Raw genomic sequence first — 17120 nt, 5'->3', positions numbered from 1 at the left:
CCCCCTGGAGCGGTGGTTCAGCCTCGCCGCGTGCGGGCGGTGCGGGGCCGTGCGGTGGCGGTCGTCGCCGGGGACGGAGCCGGGGCGGTGGCCCCGGAGTCCTCGTCGGCGTGGGGCGGTTCGGCCTGGTGCGGTTCGGGTGCGGCGGCTCTCCCGTCGGCCGGCAGGGAGAGCCGGACCAGCCGGGATTCGCAGTGGTCCAGCCAGCGGGCCTCGGCCTCGGTCTGGAAGATCAGCTGTTCCAGGACGAGCAGCCAGGCCACGTCGTCGCGTTCGCGGGACTGTCCGCTCTCGATCGCGGCGAGCGCCGTGGCCTTGAGCCGGGTGTAGTCCTGCATCGCCCTGATGGTGGCGTGCCGCTGGGACTGGATGACGGCGCGGATGTCCACGCCGGGAGCGCCGACGGCCATGGCGAGCTTGATGGACAGCTCGTCCCGGGGCGGGTTGGCGCGGTCGACGGGGCGCTCGTACCACTCGCGCAGTTCGGAACGGCCCGTGTCGGTGATGGCGTAGAGGGTGTGCCCGGCGGAGTCCTCGCCGCCGGGGGCGACGAGCCCGTCGCGTTCGAGGCGGGCGAGGGTGGTGTACACCTGCCCGACGTTGAGCGGCCAGGTGGAGCCGGTGCGGGATTCGAACTCGGTGCGCAGCTGGGAGCCGTACCTGGGGCCCCGTTCGAGGAGGGCGAGCAGGCCGTGGCGGATCGACATACTCGGTATGTATACCGAGTATGTTCACGCACGGCAACCACCCCGGGTCGTGGTTCCGGTGCTTCAGGCGCTGCGGCGCAGCCGCATTCCGAGGTAGCCCAGACCCAGTCCCATCAGGGCGAACCCGGTTCCGAGCGGGAGTATGTGGGCGGCGAGATCGGCGGCCCGCTCGTTCGGTTCGGTGCCCAGCGCCCTGGCGGCCGGGGGCGGGGTCGGCACGGCCAGTGGCGGGGGTGGTGGTGGCGGCGGTGCCGGGGGCGTCGGCTCGGTGCGCGGGCGGGCCGGCAGCGGCCGGGAGGCCACCGTCAGCTCCGGGTCGGCGGGCTCGCCGACCGGTCTGCCGGGCCGCTCCCGGCCGGCTCCGGCGGCGGAGCCCGCCAGCTCTTCGAGCGGTTCGTCCACCGGCGCGGGCTCGGTGGCGGGGGCGGTGCGCGGGGCGGGGGAGAGGGGCCAGGCGCACGCGGGGGCGGCGGGCACGAGCGCGGCGGCGGCCAGTGCGGCGCAGGCCGCCCAGCGGGCCGGGCGGAAGCCTTGGATCACGGGGTGCCCCTCCCGTCCCGAGCGTGCCGACCGCGCGGAGTGCGGCGAAATGCGTTGCGCTCAGATTTACATGGCGGTGCAAAAGCGGCATCCCGGGCGCCCCATCGGGGTGCCCGGGATGCCGGTGTGGAGCAGTGTCGGCTGCGCGCGGGCTACTCCGGGTTGCCGGTCGACACGGTCAGCGTGTACTTGGTGCCTTCCTTGGCGATCGGGTCGCCGGGGCGCGGGGACTGGTCGAGCACCTGGTCCTTGCCGTACACGGCCTCGTCCTTCTCGATGACCACGTACGTGCCGCCCGAGGCCTGGATGCAGGCCTTCACGGACAGCGCGTCCTTGTACCGCAGCTCGGGCGCCGAGTACTTCTCCTTGTCGCTGAAGTGCTTCACCGGGTCCTTGCAGACCTTCGGGTCGACCGTGCGCGAGCGGTCCGGCCCCTTGGAGCTGGGCTTGGCGGAGGGAGCGGCCGCGGGGGCGCTGGAGCCGCCCTGCGAGGCGACGTTCTTGGCGTCCTTGTCGTCGTCCCCGTTGACGATCACCGCGATGAGGCCGCCGATCGCCAGCAGGGCCACCGCGATCGCGCCCACGACCACCGGCATGTTCTTCTTGCCGCCGCCCGCGCCGCCACCCGAGCCGGACTGGCTCTGCGAGGGCGAGATCGTGTACGGCGGCGGGGTCGGCGCCGCGTACTGCTGCGGCGGGGGCGTGTGCGGGTAGGCGTAGCCCCCCTGCGTCTGCGGCTGCGGAGCCGGGGTCGGCGGCCCGTACGGCGAGGCCGTCTGCGGCGACTGGTACGGCTGCTGCACCGACTGCGGCGGGGCCTGGTAGCCGGAGTCCAGCGGCGGGAACACGGCCGAGCCGACGCCCGCGCCGCTGTTCGTGGGCCCGACACCCTGGACGATGACCGGAGCCCCGGTCTGCCCGGCCGACAGGATCCGGGCGATCTCGTCCGCCATGGCCGCCGCGGACGGGAAGCGCTCGTTCGGGTTCTTCTTCAGCGAGCGCGCCACCAGCGCGTCCATCGCCGGGGTCACCGAGCGGTTGATGGAGGACGGAGCGACCGGCTCCTCCTGCACGTGTGCGTACGCGATGGCCAGCGGCGAGTCCGCGTCGAACGGGATCCGCCCGGTCAGCAGCTGGAACAGCATGATGCCGACCGAGTACAGGTCGGAGCGGGCGTCGACCGCGCGCCCCAGCGCCTGCTCGGGCGACAGGTACTGCGGGGTGCCGACGACCATGCCGGTCTGCGTCATCGAGGTGACCCCCGACTGCATGGCACGGGCGATGCCGAAGTCCATGACCTTGACCACGCCGCGCTTGGTCATCATGACGTTGCCGGGCTTGATGTCGCGGTGGACGAGCCCCATGTCGTGGCTGGTCTCCAGGGCGGCCAGTACGTCGGCCGTCACCTTCAGCGCCTTGTCCGCCGGCATCGCCCCGTACTGCGCGATGTCCGCCTGGAGCACGGAGCCGAGGGGCTGCCCCTCCACGTACTCCATGACGATGTACGGCATGAGCGAGCCCTCGAACTCGTCCTCACCCGTGTCGAAGACCGAGACGATGTTGGTGTGCGACAGTTTCGCTACAGCCTGCGCCTCGCGGCGGAACCGCTCACGGAAGGACTGCTCGCGTCCCAGCTCCGTGTGCAGGGTCTTGATGGCCACCTGGCGGTCGAGCGCCGTGTCGTACGCGAGGTACACCGCGGCCATGCCGCCCTCGCCGAGCAAATCCCGTAGCTGGTAACGGCCACGGGCCAGGGAACCGCCTGCGTACCGGCCCTGAGTGCCGTCCTGGCTCATGACTGTTGCTTCCCCTCGAGCTGCGTATGTCGGGCCCAGTCTGCCGGAGGGCAAGCACCAGTCAAGCCGGTGGCCCGTTCTGTGACCGGCCTGCCACAGGACGACTTGTCCGAACGGCGACCGGGTCCGAGGCTGTAGCGTTCATCGGAGCACCAAGGACGAGGACTACCGCCCAGCAGCGGACAAGAGAGACGACGGCGAGGACTGATGGCACCCGAACCCGAGGGAAACGGCGCCGGGATGACCGATGGTCCTGAGCACTGGGGCGCCGGCGGCCTGGTGGGAGACGGCCGTTACCGGCTGACGCACCGGCTGGGCCGCGGCGGCATGGCCGAGGTGTTCGCCGCCGAGGACGTCCGCCTGGGCCGTACGGTCGCCGTCAAGCTGCTCCGCGCCGACCTGGCCGAGGACCCCGTCTCCAAGGCCCGCTTCACGCGTGAGGCGCAGTCCGTCGCCGGACTCAACCACCACGCCGTCGTCGCCGTGTACGACTCGGGCGAGGACCGGGTCGGACCGAACACCGTCCCGTACATCGTGATGGAGCTGGTCGAGGGCCGCACCATCCGCGACCTGCTGCTCAGCGCCGAGGCCCCGGGCCCCGAGCAGGCCCTCATCATCGTCTCGGGCGTGCTGGAGGCGCTCGCGTACTCGCACCAGCACGGCATCGTGCACCGTGACATCAAGCCGGCGAACGTGATCATCACGGACGCGGGCGCGGTCAAGGTGATGGACTTCGGCATCGCCCGCGCCCTGCACGGCGCGCAGTCGACGATGACCCAGACCGGCATGGTCATGGGCACCCCGCAGTACCTGTCACCGGAACAGGCCCTCGGCAAGGCCGTGGACCACCGCTCCGACCTGTACGCGACCGGCTGCCTGCTGTACGAACTCCTCGCGCTGCGTCCCCCCTTCACCGGCGAGACCCCGCTGTCGGTGGTCTACCAGCACGTGCAGGACGCCCCGGTGCCGCCCTCGCAGCTGCCGGAGGGCCAGACCATCCCGCCGGAGCTCGACGGTCTGGTCATGCGCTCCCTCGCCAAGGACCCGGACGACCGGTTCCAGAGCGCCGAGGAGATGCGCGGCCTGGTCCAGTACGCGCTCCAGATGCTGCACGACCAGGGGCCGGGCACCGGCACCTGGAACACCGGCCCGGTCACCATGGCCCTGCCGCACGGCCGCGGCGGCGCGGCGCAGACCACGGCCATGCCCATGGGCGGTACGGGCGGTCAGCCGGCCTACGGCGCGAACGCCATGACCTCGCAGTTCCAGCAGCCGATGGTGCCGGGGCTGAACCCGGACGACGGCTCCGCCTTCCCCGGCGGCGGTCCGGGAGTTTCGGGCCGCGGGGGCTACGACGGCTACGACGACCGCAGGGGCGGCCGCTGGAAGATGTGGCTCTTCGCGGTGCTCGCGATCATCGCGATCGCGGGCGGCGTGGCCTACGCCGTCAACAACGGGACCAAGAAGGACGGGGGGAACACCCCGGCCACCCAGCAGACCACCCCCGGCGGGCAGGCGAGCACCCCGGGAGCGTCGGTGGACACGCCGTCGCAGCAGACTCCGGAGCACACGCCCTCGTCCAACGACTCCTTGCCCGCCACGCCCCGCACCCGGACTCCGAGCGCCACCCCGTCGACCACCCCGTCCGCGTCCACCTCGCCGACTCCCACGGAGTCCAAGAGCACCTCGCCGTCGCCCACGCCGTCGAAGAGCAGCTCCTCGCCGACGCCCACTCCGTCCAAGAGCGAGGGCGCCGGCCCGGGCAACGTGAACGAGCCGCAATAGCGGGAGTGCGGGGGCCGGGAGAGCGGGATACCGGCGCGTCAGAGGGCGTGCTGGTATTCGCGGTCCGGATTTCCGGCGAGCGAGTGCACGGTGACGAACTGGGGTTCGATGCGCATGTAGACGGGGTCGAAGACCTCTCCGTCCACGAAATGCGGACCCGGGCCGAAAAGTTCCAGTTCGGCCGTGGTCGGTTCGACGATCTCGGCCGTTCCGGTGAACTGCACCGACCACAGCCGGTGGTCCGGGGAATTGAAGTTGTCGGCCCCGTAGGCGACCACGCTGCCGTTGCACGCCTGGTGGTAGCCGAAACCGGCGTGCATTCTCAGTACGACCTTGCCGTCCACCACGATGTGGCGGGCCAGCGCGAGGAAGGGCAGCGCGCGCATGCTGGTGGCGACCCGGCCGTAAGGCACCTGGCGCAGCAGTTCGATGGCGTGGAGTTCCTCCGGTGACATGCACCCACTCTCGGGTACCGACATCGTGCCGGAAAGAGGACGCCGCCCCCATGATCGAGGACGTTGGTCCCGAATGGAACGGCCCGCCCCGTGGCACCACCCCGGTTCGACGAGTGGTGCGCCCACGGGGCGTCACGGCGTGTGATCGGGCGCGGTCGACCGCGAGGGGTCAGTTCCGCTTCTCGGCCTGGAGGCGGGCCACGTAGGCCGCGGCCTGGGAGCGGCGCTCCATACCCAGCTTGGAGAGCAGGCTGGAGACGTAGTTCTTGATCGTCTTCTCGGCCAGGTGGAGCCGCTCGCCGATGACGCGGTTGGTCAGGCCCTCGCCGATCAGGTCGAGGATCTTCCGCTCCTGGTCGGTCAGGTTGGCCAGGCGGTCGTCGCCCTTGCCCTTGGCGCCGTCGCGCAGCCGCTCCAGCACCCGCGCGGTGGCCACCGGGTCCAGCAGGGACTTGCCGGCCGCCACGTCCCGGACGGCGCTGAGCAGTTCGTTGCCGCGGATCGCCTTGAGGACGTAACCCGAGGCACCGGCCATGATCGCGTCGAACAGCGCCTCGTCGTCGGCGAACGAGGTCAGCATCAGGCACTTGATGTCCTCGTTCTGGGAGCGCACCTCACGGCACACCTCCACACCGCTGCCGTCGGGCAGCCGGACGTCGAGCACGGCCACGTCCGGGCGGGTGGCCGGGATGCGGACCAGCGCGTCGGCCGCCGTACCGGCTTCGCCGACGATCTCGATGTCCTCTTCGACCGACAACAGCTCATGGACGCCCCGACGTACCACTTCGTGGTCGTCCAGGAGGAATACCTTGATTTTTCCGTCTTCGCGCACGAAGTCAGTTTCACACACTCACCCCTTCCCTGCCGGAGTTACCCGGGATAACGTGCCGTTGTTCCCGGCCCCTGCAAGGCTGTGACCAGTGGTTGTTCCCGCCACTGCGGATTTACTTGGAAATCCAAGCAAAAACGCAGGTCAAACGGGGTTTCGCAGTTATGCGGCGCACTGGGTAACGTGCATTGCGCAGGGCACTCGCCGGGGCACCTGTCACGCCTTGATCCCGTACATGACGCGCACCCACCCCGTGCGCTGGTACGGATCCAGGTGAGCCGCACTGGACCCCGGAGAACCCGGGTGCCGGACCGACGGAGGAGCACCAAGTGACCGTGGAGAGCACTGCCGCGCGCAAGCCGCGACGCAGCAGCGGCACCAAGCGGGCGGCAGGCGCGGCAAGCGCCGCGAAGCCCGCCGCTGCCACCGCGCAGACGCAGGACGCTGAACCTCAGCTCGTACAGCTGCTGACGCCCGAAGGGAACCGCGTCGAGAGCGCGGAGAACGCCGAGTTCGCCCCCTTCGTCGCCGACATCACCACCGAGGACCTGCGCGGGCTGTACCGCGACATGGTGCTCACCCGCCGTTTCGACGGTGAGGCGACCGCACTCCAGCGTCAGGGCGAACTGGGCCTGTGGGCCTCGCTCCTCGGCCAGGAGGCCGCGCAGATCGGCTCCGGCCGGGCGCTCCGCGGCGACGACTACGTCTTCCCGACCTACCGCGAGCACGGTGTGGCCTGGTGCCGCGGGGTCGACCCGACCAACCTCCTCGGCATGTTCCGCGGCGTGAACCACGGCGGCTGGGACCCGAACACCAACAACTTCCACCTGTACACGATCGTCATCGGCTCGCAGACGCTGCACGCGACCGGTTACGCGATGGGTGTGGCCAAGGACGGCGCGGACTCCGCGGTCATCGCCTACTTCGGCGACGGCGCGTCCAGCCAGGGCGACGTGATGGAGGCCTTCAACTTCTCCGCCGTCTACAACTCGCCCGTGGTGTTCTTCTGCCAGAACAACCAGTGGGCGATCTCCGAGCCCACCGAGCGCCAGATGCGCGTACCGCTCTACCAGCGCGCCCAGGGCTTCGGCTTCCCGGGCGTCCGCGTCGACGGCAACGACGTCCTCGCCTGCCTCGCCGTCACCCGCTGGGCGCTGGAGCGGGCCCGCCGGGGAGAGGGCCCGACCCTGGTCGAGGCGTTCACGTACCGCATGGGCGCGCACACCACCTCCGACGACCCGACGAAGTACCGTCGGGACGAGGAGACGGTGGCCTGGGAGGCCAAGGACCCGATCCTGCGCCTGAAGGCCCACCTGCTGGCCACCGGGGGCGCCGACGAGGCGTTCTTCGAGGAGCTGGAGGCCGAGAGCGAGACCCTCGGCAAGCGCGTGCGCGAGGTCGTGCGCGCCATGCCCGACCCCGACACCATGGCGATCTTCGAGAACGTCTACGCGGACGGGCACGCGCTCGTCGACGAGGAGCGCGCCCAGTTCGCCGCCTACCTCGCGTCCTTCGAGGAGGGTCACTGATGGCTGTCGAGAAGATGTCGATCGCGAAGGCGCTCAACGAGTCGCTGCGCAAGGCCATGGACCAGGACCCGAAGGTCCTGATCATGGGCGAGGACGTCGGCAAGCTGGGCGGTGTCTTCCGGATCACCGACGGCCTGCAGAAGGACTTCGGCGAGGAGCGGGTCATCGACACCCCGCTCGCCGAGTCGGGCATCGTCGGCACCGCCATCGGCCTGGCCCTGCGCGGGTACCGGCCGGTCGTGGAGATCCAGTTCGACGGGTTCGTCTTCCCCGCGTACGACCAGATCGTCACGCAGCTCGCGAAGATGCACGCGCGTGCCCTCGGCAAGATCAAGATGCCGGTCGTCGTGCGCATCCCGTACGCGGGCGGCATCGGCGCGGTCGAGCACCACAGCGAGTCCCCGGAGGCGCTCTTCGCGCACGTGCCGGGCCTCAAGGTGGTCTCCCCGTCGAACGCCTCGGACGCGTACTGGATGCTCCAGCAGGCGATCCTCAGCGACGACCCGGTGATCTTCTTCGAGCCGAAGCGCCGCTACTGGGACAAGGGCGAGGTCGACACCGAGGCCATCCCGTACGAGCTGCACAAGGCGCGCGTGGCGCGCGAGGGCTCGGACGTCACCCTGGCGGCCTACGGTCCGATGGTGAAGGTCTGCCTGGAGGCGGCGGCCGCCGCGGCCGAGGAGGGCAAGTCCGTCGAGGTCGTGGACCTGCGCTCGATGTCCCCGGTGGACTTCGACGGGATCCAGGCGTCGGTCGAGAAGACCCGCCGGCTGGTCGTCGTCCACGAGGCCCCGGTCTTCCTGGGTGTGGGCTCGGAGATCGCCGCCCGCATCACGGAGCGGTGCTTCTACCACCTGGAGGCGCCGGTGCTGCGCGTGGGCGGTTTCCACGCCCCGTACCCGCCGGCCCGCCTGGAGGACGAGTACCTGCCGGGCCTGGACAGGGTGCTCGACGCCGTCGACCGCTCGCTGGCGTACTGAGGAGCCACGTTCATGACCATCCGCGAATTCAAGATGCCCGACGTGGGCGAGGGCCTCACCGAGGCCGAGATCCTCAAGTGGTACGTCCAGCCGGGTGACACCGTCACCGACGGGCAGGTCGTCTGCGAGGTCGAGACGGCGAAGGCGGCAGTCGAGCTGCCGATCCCCTTCGACGGCGTCGTGCACGCGCTCCTCTTCGAGGAGGGCGTCACCGTCGACGTCGGCCAGGTGATCATCTCGGTGCAGACCGCCGGTGGCGACGCCGCCGCCGAGGCCCCGGCCGCGGTGGCCGCCCCGGCAGCCGCCGCGCCCGCCGCGCCGGTCGTCGAGGAGCCGGCCGCCGAGGCGCGCCAGCCCGTCCTGGTCGGCTACGGCGTCTCCACCGCCTCCACCAAGCGCCGCCCGCGCAAGGCGGTGGCGGGTGCGCCCGCGCAGAACGGCACGGCCCCGGCGGCCGCTCCGGCCGCCCCGGTGCTCCCCGCGGTCCCGGCGCAGCCGGCCGGCGAGCGCCCGCTGGCCAAGCCGCCCGTGCGCAAGCTCGCCAAGGACCTCGGCATCGACCTGGCCGCCGTCGTCCCCACCGGCGACGGCGGGGTCGTGACCCGCGAGGACGTCCACGCGGCGGCGGCCGCGGCCATCGCCCCGCAGGCCGCACCGGCCGCGGCCCCGGTGCAGGTGCAGGCCCCGGCCCAGGCCGTTCAGGCCACCGAGGCCCCGGCCCTCGCGGTCGAGCAGGGCGTGCGGGAGACCCGTATCCCGGTCAAGGGCGTCCGCAAGGTCACCGCCCAGGCCATGGTCGGCTCCGCCTTCACCGCGCCGCACGTCACCGAGTTCATCACCCTCGACGTGACCCGCACGATGAAGCTGGTCCAGGAGCTCAAGGACGACCCGGACCTCGCGGGCTTGCGGATCAACCCGCTGCTCCTGATCGCCAAGGCCGTGCTGGTGGCCATCCGCCGCAACCCGGACGTCAACGCGTCCTGGGACGAGGCGGCCCAGGAGATCGTGCTCAAGCACTACGTCAACCTGGGCATCGCGGCGGCCACTCCGCGCGGGCTGATCGTCCCGAACATCAAGGACGCGCACGCCAAGACGCTCGGCGAGCTGTCGGAGTCCCTGTCCTCGCTGGTCGCCACGGCCCGCGACGGCAAGACCTCCCCGGCCGACATGCAGAACGGCACCATCACCATCACCAACGTCGGCGTCTTCGGCGTCGACACCGGTACGCCCATCCTGAACCCCGGCGAGTCCGCGATCCTCGCGGTCGGCGCGATCAAGCTCCAGCCGTGGGTCCACAAGGGCAAGGTGAAGCCGCGTCAGGTCACCACGCTGGCCCTGTCGTTCGACCACCGTCTCATCGACGGCGAACTCGGCTCCAAGTTCCTCGCCGACATCGCGGCGGTCCTGGAACACCCGCGCCGCCTGATCACCTGGGCGTAGCGGCACGCACGACGCATCAGCCGACGGCCGGTCTCCTTCCCGGGAGGCCGGCCGTCGGCGTCCTGTCCCGAGGAGGGAAATCGCCGGCCGTCGCGGTACGACCGTGTGATCATCGCCGGATGCTCTTTCGCGCTGCCACCGCAGACCCCGCAGACATCGACCGCGCCCTGGCCTACCCGGCCGACGGCCCCGTCGCCGCCCTGACCGCCGACAAGATCCGTGAGGAGCTCGCCGGGAACCGGTTCCGCGCCGAGTGGATCTGGTTCGCCGAGGACGAGGACGGAGAGGTCCTCGCCCGCGCCCTGTGGTGGGGGCGCGCCGACAGCGAGCGGCCCATCGCGCTCGACTGCCTCCAGGTCCGCTCCTCGGTGGCCGACCCGGCCGCCGTCGCCGCCGGGCTGCTCGCCGCCGGGCACGCCGCCTTCGGGAACCTGCCGCTCTACAACATGTCGCTGCCCCGCGACTGGCGCACCGACCCGGAGCTGACCGCGGCGGTCGCCTGGCGCACGGCGGCCGCGCACGAGGTCGGTCTGACGAGCGGGATCGAGCGGCTGCGCTACGAGTGGACCCCGGAGGCGGGCACCACCGAGCCCACCGGCCGGCTCGTCTTCCGCGAGGGCACCGACGAGGAGTTCCTCGACGCCTTCGCCCGGCTGTCCTCCGGCAGCCTCGACCTCCACACGCAGACCGAACTGCGGTCGATGGACGCGGAGCAACTGGCCCGCGAAGACGTCGAGTTCTACCTCGACTGCCCCGGCGAGCGCTCCTGGTGGCGCCTGGCCGACCTCCCGGACGGCACGCTGGCGGGCATGGCGATCCCCTCGGCGACCCCGTACCACCGCAACGTCGGCTACCTGGGCGTCGTACCGGAACAGCGCGGCCAGGGCCTGATCGACGAGATCCTCGCCGAGATCACCCGCTTCCACGCCTCCGAGGGTGCCGAGCGGATCACCGCGACCACGGACACCGTCAACGCGCCGATGGCCGCCGCCTTCGACCGTGCCGGGTACGAGGTGACGGAGATCCGCCTGGTCCTGGAGGAGCCCTCCGGGGTCTGAGGCGCGCCGGGTAGCCTCCGACCGGAAGGGGGTCGGGGTGCCATTCGCCGAACTGCAGGTGTACTCCGTCGAGGAGGCCGACGTCACGGGCGGTGTGTGCGTCGTCCGCTGCGTCGGCGGGGTCGCGCGGGCCGGGCAGGTCTACGCGGTGGGGGAGCTCAGGCTCTGGCTGCGACGGATCGAGCGGTACGGGCGGGCCGTCGGTTCCTTCGACGCCGGGCACACCGCGAAGGTCCACCTCACGGGGGCCGTGGTCGCGCTGCTCAGCCGCGGCCAGGTGCTGACCTCCGTACCCCCGGACGGGCACGCGCTCGCCGACCTGGAGGCCTGGCTGGCCACCGACCCGCCGCTGCTCGACGAGCCCGCGCCGCGGGCCCTGCGCGTCATGGCCGGCTCGCGCATGCAGGACGAGGGGCTGGCGGACGCTGTCCGGCTGCGCTGGGGCCGGGTGGCGCTGGCCGCGGTGTACCGCTGCGCACGGGCCGAGGGGACGGGCGACCTGGTCAGGGCGCCCGAGGTGGCCTACGTACGCGGCTACCTGATCCGCACCTTCGGCCCGGGCCCGGAACGCGGGGGCGACCCGGCGGCGCTGTGCCGGGAGCTGCTGGCGCTGATCGACCTGACCCCGGCCGAGGCCGCCGCGCGGGGCCGGATCTGGCGGGACCTCCCGGCCGCGGAGATCCTGCACCTGCGGCGCATCAAGTTCCTGATCCCGTGGCTGGTCCTCGTACGTCCGCACCTGGCGGACGGGGATCCGCTGGCGGGGGTGGTGGACGCGTGGGAGGCGGTGCGGGCGCGGATGCCGTAGGGCCCCTCCGGCGGTCCCGAACCACGTCACGGAGGGCTGATTCCTACAGTCCGCACCCCGCGGTCCCGGTCCCCGCGCGGTATGCGGAGACCGGGACTCCGTGCCTAGCCGTCGGCGCGTGCGGCGTTGCCGAGGACCTTGGTCGGGGTGATGCGCACGACCACGCGCAGGGCGCCGTCGCCGTCGTCGGCGTATTCCTTGCCGCCGCCCGGCCCCAGGTACTCCTCGGCGATGCGGACGGCCACGGCCCGGCCGGTGTCCTCGGTGACGGTGGCGGTGCCGCGGATCTCGGCGTACAGGTAGGGATTGGCCAGGTCGAAGACGGTCACGCCGACCCGCCCGTCGCGGACGATGTTGCGTTCCTTGCGGCGGCCCTGCTCGGTGGAGATCAGGATGTCGTGCCCGTCCCGGCTCACCCAGACCACGGAACTCTGCGGGCTGCCATCGGGATTGAGGGTGGAGAGGACGGCGGGATGCGGTGCGTCCAGCAGTTGGCGCACCTTCTCGGTCAGCTCAACAGTCATGTGCGTCACGCTAGTTGGCGGTCACCGTTTCGTCCTGCCGACTAGACGAAGTCGGGGCGGGGCTACGTCACGGTCACCAAGTCCGGACCATTGCCGCGCTCTCCCGGATCCCCTCACCCTGGCGTGGACATGCCACCTCATCCACGCTCGGAGGACCCCGATGTACCGACGCAAGGCCGCCGCCGCCCTGGCCGCCCTCGCGCTCACCTCGACCGGCCTGCTCGCCGTCTCGGCGGGCACGGCCCAGGCCGGCGCCCTGGCTTGCAACGACACGGCCCGGAACTTCGTGACCGACGAGGTCAACAGCTGGCCGCACGACACCCTCGCCGTGACCACGTCGTACTGCTACGACATCAACGTCAAACCGAGCGCGGACACGAAGGTGCGCACCTGCTTCGTCCCCTCCAACGCCCCCTGGTACTGCAACGCCGAGCGCTCGCTGAAGGCAGGGGTCTGGGGTCTGGCCGCCACCGACGTGAAGGACGGGACGAAGTTCTACCTGCTCTTCGACCGGTACTCGACGGGCCGCGTCTCCTACTGATCCGCCGCCGACCCGCCCCGCGCGCCGCCGACCCGCTCGGCGGCGCGTGGGAGCATCCCGCCATGGTCAATCCGAGCCTGCGGCAGGTCCGGGACGCCGCCGGCCTTCGATGACGGGGGTCAGGCCGTCCAGGAGGGCGGCCAGGCCGAATTCGAAGAGCTTGTCCAGTCGCAGGTCGTAGCCGTCCTCGAAGGAGCCGACGACCCTGGCGAACGCCGGGAAACGGCCGGACGTCACCAGGTTCCCGAGCGCGTCCGCGCGGCTGTCCATCCACTGCTCCTCCGACTGGCCCGTCGTGGCCTCGGCCTGCGCCTCCGTCTCCAGGTGCGCCGCCAGGCCCTGTACGTGGCTGTAGAGCAGGACGTGGATGTCGAACACCGTCTCCGGGTCCAGGCCCTGGCGGTCGAGGGCGTCCAGCACCCACTCCCCGTGGACCATCAGGTTCGGCACGAGCAACGGGCGGGTGAGGGAGCCGACCTGGGCCAGCCACGGGTGCCTGCGGTACAGGCGCCACAGGGTGCGCCCGCTCAGTTCCACGCGGGAACGCCAGTCCTCGGGGGCGTCGGCCGGGTAGGTCTCCTCGCCGAACGCCGCGTCGGCCATGAGCAGGACGAGGTCCTCCTTGCTCGGCACGTACCGGTACGTCGACATCGGCGCGACCCCGATCCGTGCCGCGATCCCGCGCATGGAGAGCGCGGCGAGCCCTTCGGCGTCGGCGATCTCGACGGCGGTGCGCACGATCCGGTCGAGGCTCAGCTCCCGCTCGGGGTCCGGGTCCGGGGCCGGTGACGGGCGTCGGCGGGGCGGGGCGGCCGTCGGGGATCCGGCGACGACCGTGCCCGTGCGGGGCCGGGTCTCGACGATCCCCTCCAGCCGGAGGGTGGTCAGCGCCTTGGTGGCGGTGGCGAGTGCGACGCCCCACTCCTTGGCCATCCGGCGGGTCGACGGCACCGGATCCCCGGGGCCGAGCTCACCGTCGGCGATGCGCTGCCGGATCGCGGCGACGATGCGCAGGTAGGGGGGATCCCCCGCCGGCAGTGTGGGTCGTGTGGCCTTCGTCACGTTCGGCCGCCTCCCTCTCCTGTACTAGTGCAGAGGGTACCAGCGGTGATCGCTCTCGCAGTCCATCTGCCCTAGTGCAGCAAGGCTATTTGGGCAGTTGAGGAGGCCTGTGGAGGCGTCGTACGGTCAGCTTGCGTACAGCGTACGAACCCGCACAGCGACGGAGGAGAAACCCATGCAGACCGTACTCATCTCAGGTGGCGGCATCGCCGGTCCCGTCCTCGCCCACTGGCTGCGCCGCCACGGCTTCCGCCCCACCGTCATCGAGCGCGCCCCCGGCCGGCGCCCCGGCGGGCAGGCCGTGGACATCCGGGGCGTCGCCCTCGAAGTCGTCCGCCGGATGGGCCTGCTGGAGCAGGCGAGCAGCGTGCGGACCCGGATGCGGGGCATGTCGGTCCTCGACCCGGAGGGCAACGAGGTCCACCGCTCGACCGAGGCCACCTTCAGCAGCGGGCGGCTCGACGGCGAGGACATCGAGGTGCTGCGGGACGACCTGGTGGGGATGGTCCACGAGCACACGCGGGAGGACGCCGAGTACCTCTTCGACGACACCGTCACCGCGCTCCACGAGGACGAGACGGGCGTGCGCGTCGACTTCGCGCGGCACGAGTCCCGCACCTTCGACCTCGTGATCGGGGCGGACGGGTTGCACTCCACCGTGCGGCGCCTCGCCTTCGGGCCCGAGGAGCGGTTCTCGCACCACCTGGGCAGCTACCTGTCGGTGTTCGGCGCGGACAACTTCCTCGGCCTGGACGACTGGCAGATGTGGCTGCGCGACGGGGACACGGGCTTCGGGATCATGCCGGTGCGCGACAACACCGAGCTCAGGATCGCCTTCGGCTTCGAGTCCGCCCCGCTCCCGGACGGACTGGGGCGCGACCTCGGCGCGCTGCGGGAGCTGATCATCGGCAAGCTGGAGAAGCTGCGGTGGGAGGGGGCCCGGCTGGCCGAGGCCGCGCGGAAGGCGCCCGACTTCTACTGCGACGCCATGGCCCAGATCCGCATGGACACGTGGTCGCGGGGTCGGGTCGCCCTGCTCGGGGACGCCGGCTACTGCCCCTCCCCGCTCTCGGGGCAGGGCACCAGCCTCGCCCTGGTGGGCGCGTACGTACTGGCCGACTGCCTCGCCCAGGCGCCCGACGGCGACCACCGGGCGGCGTTCGCGCACTACGAGCGGCGCATGCGGCCCTTCGTCACCGCCAACCAGGCCCTGGCCACCGAGAACCCCGGCGGCCCGGCCTCGGAGGAGTCCGTCGAGCGTGCCAAGAACGCCATCTCCCTGGACGGCTGACGCCGGTAACGCCGGGCGGCCACGCCCCAGCACAGGCCGAACAGCAGCCAGTACGGCGCCCACAGCAGCAGGTCCCACCAGGCCTGCTCGCGCGCGAGGTCCGCGTACCGGGCGGGTACGGAGGCCCGGCCCGACAGTACGCGCAGGTCCCCGACGAAGCCGTAGCCGAGCAGCCCCACCGCCCGCGCCGTCATGAACGCGCAGCCGGCCCACGCGCCCCCGAGCACCGCCCGGCGGCGCAGGCGGCCGTGCGGGCCGAAGCGGCCGGCGAGGTGCAGGGCGGCCGCCATGCCGAGCAGGGCGAGGGCCACCGAGAGCCAGTGCCCGGCCTGCGCGCTGTCGGCGCGGGCGAGCAACTCCTCCCGCAGGGACGGGGGGAGCGGGGTCTCGCGGGCCAGGAAATCCCCGCCCAGGGCCCAGTTCAGCTTCATCAGCCCGTACGACAGCGCGCAGCCGAAGGCTCCGTACGCCGCCCAGGCCCGGGATCGTGCCGGACGGCGAGTCCGCCTCGCATACGACACGGTCACCACGCACCACGCCACGAGCTGCACGCCGCTCGCGGCCCAGCCCGACGGGGAGTCCCCGCCGCCCTCGCGGACCGCGGTGGCCACCAACCCCGCCAACTGCAACGCCACCGCCGCCGCGAGCGCCCCCAGCAGCAGCGGGCGCCGGATCCGCGCCCCCCACCGGGCGACGGCCGCCCACACCACCACGGCCGCGCCGGCCCCCAGCACCGCGTTGCCGGCCTGAGACAGTGCGGGGTTCCCGTACCGGGCCTGCACCTCGGGCGGTGCCGGGCTGCCCGGCATGCCGATCTCCCCGCGCAGCGCCATGTACACCTTCAGCCCCGCGTACACGAGCATCCCGGCGCCCGCCACCCATGCGGCCACCCGCACCCCGCGCCCCGCGGGCACGTACCCGTCGACACCCATACGCCCATGCTGGCCAAGGCCCGGCCGACCCCACGTCCTGCCCGGGGACCATCCGGCTCCCCCACGCGGGGGAGGGGCGTCACCCGGCAGAGGCAGGGCAACGGCGTGTCCGGCACGGGCTCTTCGCCGGTTCGCGGCATGGTCGGCTCGATGGCGACGTCGAGTCGAAGGGCAGCAGCCCCATGAAACCCAATCGGATGCGGGCGGTCGTGGTCTCCGTCGTGCTGGCGACGTTGTCGGCCGCGGCCGGCGCCGGCACGGCGGCGCAGGCGCGCGAGAAGGAGCCTGCGCGGGCCGCGGCCCGGGCAGCCGTTCCTCCCGCCGATCACAACTGCCTGTCTCCCGACGGGACCAACCTCAACGCCTTCCTCGGCGTCAGCGAGCGGATCATCGGCCCTCCGGACTGCCGCGAGGCGTTCGTGGGCGAGCAGTGGGTGCGGACCTTCCCGAGCTGGGGCACCGCGGTCAACGGTGCCCGCGCCCGGTACCCGCGGGGTTACACGCCTGCACGGTTCAACCCGATGGACGACTTCGTCTCGAAGTTCCTCGGGATCCGGGTCGTCAACGACATCGGCACCGCCCAGGAGCGGAGCCACACCTTCGGCCCGGAGACGATCCGCCGGATCGCCCCCTTCGACCGGGACCTCTTCGCCTTCTTCGGTTCGGCCCCGTTGTCCTCGCTGAGCGCCGGCGCGCACACCACGACGGTCTTCATGCGGCTGAGCGCGGAGCACTGCGACGGCTTGGGCCGTCGCCCCCTGGAGAACTGCCTGCCCGCGGGTGAATTCGCGTACACCGGCGACACACCCGTCACGTTCTTCCCGCGGAGCAGGTAGGTCCGTA

At 72.0% G+C, this 17120-nt stretch carries 16 protein-coding genes and 1 pseudogene; 9 read left to right on the top strand and 8 right to left on the bottom strand.

Annotated features, from left to right (window positions below; translation table 11 throughout):
* Positions 1-17: 17 nt before the first annotated feature.
* From ACIQ5Y_RS04935 to ACIQ5Y_RS04925, 3 genes are all read right to left on the bottom strand, one after another.
* Positions 18-707 carry a PadR family transcriptional regulator gene (locus ACIQ5Y_RS04935; protein ID WP_403875032.1) on the bottom strand — a complete coding sequence of 230 codons (690 nt, stop codon included), beginning with the start codon at positions 705-707 and terminating at the stop codon, positions 18-20.
* A gap of 63 nt (positions 708-770) precedes the next feature.
* Positions 771-1247 (bottom strand): hypothetical protein, encoded by a 477-nt coding sequence (locus ACIQ5Y_RS04930; protein ID WP_403875030.1) that lies wholly within the window; start codon positions 1245-1247, stop codon positions 771-773.
* 152 nt (positions 1248-1399) lie between these two features.
* Entirely contained in the window at positions 1400-3043 is a 1644-nt protein-coding gene (locus tag ACIQ5Y_RS04925; RefSeq protein WP_403875028.1) for a protein kinase, read from the bottom strand.
* A 240-nt stretch (positions 3044-3283) separates the two neighbouring features.
* Here ACIQ5Y_RS04925 and ACIQ5Y_RS04920 point away from each other — a divergent pair, with 240 nt between their 5' ends.
* Entirely contained in the window at positions 3284-4828 is a 1545-nt protein-coding gene (locus tag ACIQ5Y_RS04920) for a protein kinase (protein ID WP_403875026.1), read from the top strand.
* 38 nt (positions 4829-4866) lie between these two features.
* On the opposite strand, the gene ACIQ5Y_RS04915 is transcribed toward ACIQ5Y_RS04920, so the two are convergent.
* Positions 4867-5283 (bottom strand): pyridoxamine 5'-phosphate oxidase family protein, encoded by a 417-nt coding sequence (locus ACIQ5Y_RS04915; protein ID WP_403875024.1) that lies wholly within the window; start codon positions 5281-5283, stop codon positions 4867-4869.
* A 169-nt stretch (positions 5284-5452) separates the two neighbouring features.
* The gene (locus tag ACIQ5Y_RS04910; RefSeq protein WP_403875022.1) at positions 5453-6115 is read right to left on the bottom strand and encodes a response regulator; all 663 of its coding nucleotides are present in this window, start codon (positions 6113-6115) and stop codon (positions 5453-5455) included.
* A 326-nt stretch (positions 6116-6441) separates the two neighbouring features.
* Between ACIQ5Y_RS04910 and pdhA the strand changes: the two genes are divergently transcribed.
* From pdhA to ACIQ5Y_RS04885, 5 genes are all read left to right on the top strand, one after another.
* The gene (gene pdhA / locus ACIQ5Y_RS04905) at positions 6442-7641 is read left to right on the top strand and encodes a pyruvate dehydrogenase (acetyl-transferring) E1 component subunit alpha (protein ID WP_403875020.1); all 1200 of its coding nucleotides are present in this window, start codon (positions 6442-6444) and stop codon (positions 7639-7641) included.
* On the top strand, positions 7641-8621 hold the full coding sequence (locus ACIQ5Y_RS04900; RefSeq protein ID WP_403875018.1) for an alpha-ketoacid dehydrogenase subunit beta: 981 nt from the start codon (positions 7641-7643) through the stop codon (positions 8619-8621). Before pdhA ends, ACIQ5Y_RS04900 begins: the two co-directional genes overlap by 1 nt.
* A 12-nt stretch (positions 8622-8633) precedes the next feature.
* A complete protein-coding gene (locus ACIQ5Y_RS04895; RefSeq protein WP_403875016.1) occupies positions 8634-10061 on the top strand; it encodes a dihydrolipoamide acetyltransferase family protein in 1428 nt (475 codons plus the stop codon).
* Positions 10062-10180: 119 nt separating this feature from the next.
* Positions 10181-11119, top strand: coding sequence for a GNAT family N-acetyltransferase (locus tag ACIQ5Y_RS04890; protein ID WP_403875014.1), 939 nt, complete (start codon positions 10181-10183; stop codon positions 11117-11119).
* Between the two features lie 37 nt (positions 11120-11156).
* Positions 11157-11927, top strand: coding sequence for a hypothetical protein (locus tag ACIQ5Y_RS04885; RefSeq protein ID WP_403875012.1), 771 nt, complete (start codon positions 11157-11159; stop codon positions 11925-11927).
* Positions 11928-12031: 104 nt separating this feature from the next.
* Here the strand turns inward: ACIQ5Y_RS04885 and ACIQ5Y_RS04880 are convergent, their stop codons facing one another.
* Positions 12032-12451 carry a PPOX class F420-dependent oxidoreductase gene (locus tag ACIQ5Y_RS04880; RefSeq protein WP_403875010.1) on the bottom strand — a complete coding sequence of 140 codons (420 nt, stop codon included), beginning with the start codon at positions 12449-12451 and terminating at the stop codon, positions 12032-12034.
* Between the two features lie 160 nt (positions 12452-12611).
* Here ACIQ5Y_RS04880 and ACIQ5Y_RS04875 point away from each other — a divergent pair, with 160 nt between their 5' ends.
* A complete protein-coding gene (locus ACIQ5Y_RS04875) occupies positions 12612-12992 on the top strand; it encodes a hypothetical protein (protein ID WP_403875008.1) in 381 nt (126 codons plus the stop codon).
* 66 nt (positions 12993-13058) lie between these two features.
* Here ACIQ5Y_RS04875 and ACIQ5Y_RS04870 read toward each other — a convergent pair whose 3' ends face one another.
* Positions 13059-14054, bottom strand: coding sequence for a TetR/AcrR family transcriptional regulator C-terminal domain-containing protein (locus ACIQ5Y_RS04870; RefSeq protein WP_403875006.1), 996 nt, complete (start codon positions 14052-14054; stop codon positions 13059-13061).
* A 175-nt stretch (positions 14055-14229) separates the two neighbouring features.
* Between ACIQ5Y_RS04870 and ACIQ5Y_RS04865 the strand changes: the two genes are divergently transcribed.
* Complete coding sequence (locus ACIQ5Y_RS04865; protein ID WP_403875004.1) at positions 14230-15345, top strand: FAD-dependent monooxygenase; 1116 nt, start codon at positions 14230-14232, stop codon at positions 15343-15345.
* A 41-nt stretch (positions 15346-15386) separates the two neighbouring features.
* Here the strand turns inward: ACIQ5Y_RS04865 and ACIQ5Y_RS04860 are convergent.
* Positions 15387-15776 (bottom strand): annotated as a pseudogene (locus tag ACIQ5Y_RS04860) (DUF3995 domain-containing protein); the annotation flags it as partial.
* Between the two features lie 683 nt (positions 15777-16459).
* Here ACIQ5Y_RS04860 and ACIQ5Y_RS04855 point away from each other — a divergent pair.
* Entirely contained in the window at positions 16460-17113 is a 654-nt protein-coding gene (locus ACIQ5Y_RS04855; protein WP_403875002.1) for a hypothetical protein, read from the top strand.
* Positions 17114-17120: the final 7 nt, after the last annotated feature.

Origin of the sequence: Streptomyces sp. NPDC096339 (genome assembly GCF_044762985.1) — a bacterium.
Classification (GTDB): Bacteria; Actinomycetota; Actinomycetes; order Streptomycetales; family Streptomycetaceae; genus Streptomyces.
Note: the sequence above shows the minus strand (reverse complement) of the source record. Positions and strands in the feature narration are given on the sequence as shown.

What these genes read in the sequence shown, in the direction of transcription:
- ACIQ5Y_RS04915 (WP_403875024.1), bottom strand. Translation starts at nt 5,283, where the DNA reads ATGTCACCGGAGGAACTCCACGCCATCGAACTGCTGCGCCAGGTGCCT.
- ACIQ5Y_RS04875 (WP_403875008.1), top strand. Translation starts at nt 12,612, where the DNA reads ATGTACCGACGCAAGGCCGCCGCCGCCCTGGCCGCCCTCGCGCTCACC.
- ACIQ5Y_RS04865 (WP_403875004.1), top strand. Translation starts at nt 14,230, where the DNA reads ATGCAGACCGTACTCATCTCAGGTGGCGGCATCGCCGGTCCCGTCCTC.
- ACIQ5Y_RS04855 (WP_403875002.1), top strand. Translation starts at nt 16,460, where the DNA reads ATGAAACCCAATCGGATGCGGGCGGTCGTGGTCTCCGTCGTGCTGGCG.
- ACIQ5Y_RS04920 (WP_403875026.1), top strand. Translation starts at nt 3,284, where the DNA reads ATGACCGATGGTCCTGAGCACTGGGGCGCCGGCGGCCTGGTGGGAGAC.
- ACIQ5Y_RS04890 (WP_403875014.1), top strand. Translation starts at nt 10,181, where the DNA reads ATGCTCTTTCGCGCTGCCACCGCAGACCCCGCAGACATCGACCGCGCC.
- ACIQ5Y_RS04895 (WP_403875016.1), top strand. Translation starts at nt 8,634, where the DNA reads ATGACCATCCGCGAATTCAAGATGCCCGACGTGGGCGAGGGCCTCACC.
- ACIQ5Y_RS04925 (WP_403875028.1), bottom strand. Translation starts at nt 3,043, where the DNA reads ATGAGCCAGGACGGCACTCAGGGCCGGTACGCAGGCGGTTCCCTGGCC.
- ACIQ5Y_RS04935 (WP_403875032.1), bottom strand. Translation starts at nt 707, where the DNA reads ATGTCGATCCGCCACGGCCTGCTCGCCCTCCTCGAACGGGGCCCCAGG.
- ACIQ5Y_RS04880 (WP_403875010.1), bottom strand. Translation starts at nt 12,451, where the DNA reads ATGACTGTTGAGCTGACCGAGAAGGTGCGCCAACTGCTGGACGCACCG.
- ACIQ5Y_RS04900 (WP_403875018.1), top strand. Translation starts at nt 7,641, where the DNA reads ATGGCTGTCGAGAAGATGTCGATCGCGAAGGCGCTCAACGAGTCGCTG.